The sequence below is a fragment of the Anabaena lutea FACHB-196 genome (assembly GCF_014698305.1).
GTDB classification, from domain to species: Bacteria; Cyanobacteriota; Cyanobacteriia; order Cyanobacteriales; family Nostocaceae; genus Anabaena; species Anabaena lutea.
Genome location: NZ_JACJST010000060.1, coordinates 1 through 2,802 on the forward strand (window position 1 = coordinate 1; position 2,802 = coordinate 2,802).

Genomic DNA, 2,802 nt, shown 5'->3' on the forward strand with positions numbered 1-2,802 from the left:
CTTTTGCTGTCATGTCAAGTAAAATTTTTCTCTGCTTCCTGCTGCTTATCTTGTTTCTTTTGTCAAGTTCATACTATACCAAATTAGATGAGCTTACCCTGACATACTAGGCGCACATAAACCAGAGAATTCCAAAGTTGTCATTTCTAAACTTTCCAAATTAACACGCCGAATTACATGATTATTCGTATCACAAATATATAAATATGAACCCAGAAGACTCAAACCTGTAGGTTCAGATAAAAGAGTATTTTCACTATTAAGTAAAATAGTTTTACATTCACCATTAATAGGATTCACCACTTTTATTTTATGATTATATGTATCTGCAACCCAAAGGTAATTATCAAAATAATCTATATCTAAACAATGCTGTAAACGTACATTATCACCCGTACCATCTTGATCACCAAATTCAAATAAAAAACCACTACCACAAACAGTTCTTACTTTGCCATTTTCTGCTATTTCTACAGCCCGAATTGAACTAACTTCACTATCAGCAATAAATAACTCTTTTCCATTTGTAGTAATTCCGCTAGGTTGAGCAAATGCACATTGTTGAAAATTACCATCTACACAACCTTCTGCACCTGTTCCCGCACAAGTTGTAATATTACCTGTTTCTAAATTCATTTGCCAAATTTGATGAGAACCTGCCATTGTGATAAATAGGAAATTACCAACTTTCACTAAATCCCACGGTGAATTTAATGCTGTTGTTAATGCAGCACCACCATGAGGATGAATAATATAACTTTGTTTTCCAGTTCCCGCAATTGTTTCTACTACTAGTTTTCGCAAATCTACACGTCGTACAACATGATTTTCTGTATCAGCAACATAAAGAATTTGATTTTCTAGATCATAAGTCATTCCTTGCGGTGCAGAAAATTCTACTTCGTCAAGTTTACCATCTTTTAAACCTGGCTTTCCTGTACCAATAATATGAATAACTTCACCTTCTAAGCTACTCATCACTAAACGATGATGTCCAGAATCAGCAATAAATAAACCCGCTGGTGTGGCTAAAATTTTACTAGGAAACGCCAAAGGTGTAATTAATGGTTGATGGTGTTTTTCTAAATTGAATTCGAGTTGTTGAAAATTAATTTTATCTTGATGTTGATTAATAGATTGAATAATGATATTTTCAATAATTTGTAAATTTCCTTCACCAGAAACTTGACTAATTACATAACCTTGTGGATCTATAATTATTAAGGTAGGCCAAGCACGAACAGCATACTCATCCCAAACTCGAAAACCAATATCCACTAAAACTGGGTGTTCAATGTCGTAGCGCAGAACTGCTTGACGAATATTTTCGATTTCTTTTTCGTTTTCAAATTTCGCTGAGTAAACGCCGATAATTGTCAGACTATTTTGATATTTACGCTCTAAATATTTCAGATCTGGTAATATGTGCAAACAGTTGATGCAACAGTATGTCCAAAAGTCTAAAATTACAACTCTACCTTTGAGTGATTTTAGTGATAAAGGTTTATCAGTATTCAGCCAAGAATAATTTTGTGGTAATTCTGGTGATCTAACACAGGGAATCATAGTATTTTAAGATTGTAGATTTTAGGTTGAAATCAAAGTTTTGATAGAACTAGAAAAAATCAATATAAATAATTTATCTCTTTGGGTACAACAAGCTAAAAACCAAGCTGTACAGGGACGAGTTATTGAACGTATTCCACCTTTAGCTATAGCTAACCCTAGCTGGTTTGCTGTTCATATCTGCTGTGAATCAGGTGTAAATTACAGTTTAGGAGATACAGGTTGTGTATTTCCTTTAATGAGTGTAATTAAGCCATTCTCCCTACTATATCTTCTGGAACATTTCGGAGGAGAAAAGGTATCAGAATGGGTTGGGTTTGAACCCTCCGCAGCACCTTTCAATTCTTTAGAACAGTTAATTGCTGATAATGGGTATCCACGTAATCCAATGATTAATAGTGGTGCTATTACCTTAGCTGATAAATTACCAGGAAAGGATGCAAATACTCGCACACAGTTGTTCTGTCAATGGTTAAATCAAATAGCAGGGTGTCAATTGGAGTTAAATGAAGAGTTGCTGAATTCAGTTCGCGCTACTCGTTCACTAGCAAATCTAGCGATCGCTCACCATCTTATCAAAACTGGACATATCAAAAATCTGGAAATTGCCCTTGACACTTACGAACAAATATGCTGTATATCTGGAAATGTGCAGGATTTAGCCTTATTGGGAAATTTATTAGCTTGTAACAGCAGTTTTATAAACTCAGAAAACCGCAATATCGTCAACACTGTGATGTTAACTTGTGGATTGTATGAAGCTTCTGCTGAGTATGCTGTCAAAATAGGTTTACCGATGAAATCGGGTATTGGTGGGGGTTTATTAGCAATAGTACCACATCAGGAAGCAATGCCTGCGGCGAGCGGAGCGATCGCTTGCTACAGTCCTGCCTTGGATAGTATAGGCAATCCTGTAGCAGGGCTGGCATTTATTGAAGCTTTCTCCTCAGGGTTGAAACTAAATATGAATCATTAACCGCAGACGAAAATTCAAAATTCAAAATTCAAAAGAGTTTCAGACTCTTCTTACACAGCTATGGGAGGGTTTAGCTGCTTTTTGGAAGGTGTTGGTATGAATTTCGGCTGTAGTTCTGGTGCTGCAAATTTAATAGCAGGAGGTGTGGGTGTAATTTCGGGTTGAGGTTTGGGTATTATTTCAACTTTGGGAGTTGGTGTCGTTTCCGTTTCGGGAACTGGTTGCGTTTCTATCTCCGGTTGAGGTTTGGGTATTATTTC

Annotated in this window: 2 protein-coding genes and 1 pseudogene; 1 reads left to right on the plus strand and 2 read right to left on the minus strand. The window is 36.1% G+C overall.

The window, feature by feature from the left end:
- Window positions 1-93 precede the first annotated feature (93 nt).
- On the minus strand, window positions 94-1,566 hold the full coding sequence (locus H6G59_RS26980; RefSeq protein WP_190721157.1) for a thioredoxin-like domain-containing protein: 1,473 nt from the start codon (window positions 1,564-1,566) through the stop codon (window positions 94-96).
- Between the two features lie 40 nt (window positions 1,567-1,606).
- Between H6G59_RS26980 and H6G59_RS26985 the strand changes: the two genes are divergently transcribed.
- Window positions 1,607-2,542 (plus strand): glutaminase, encoded by a 936-nt coding sequence (locus H6G59_RS26985; RefSeq protein ID WP_190721160.1) that lies wholly within the window; start codon window positions 1,607-1,609, stop codon window positions 2,540-2,542.
- Window positions 2,543-2,592: 50 nt separating this feature from the next.
- Here H6G59_RS26985 and H6G59_RS26990 read toward each other — a convergent pair.
- Window positions 2,593-2,802 (minus strand): annotated as a pseudogene (locus H6G59_RS26990) (hypothetical protein); the annotation flags it as partial.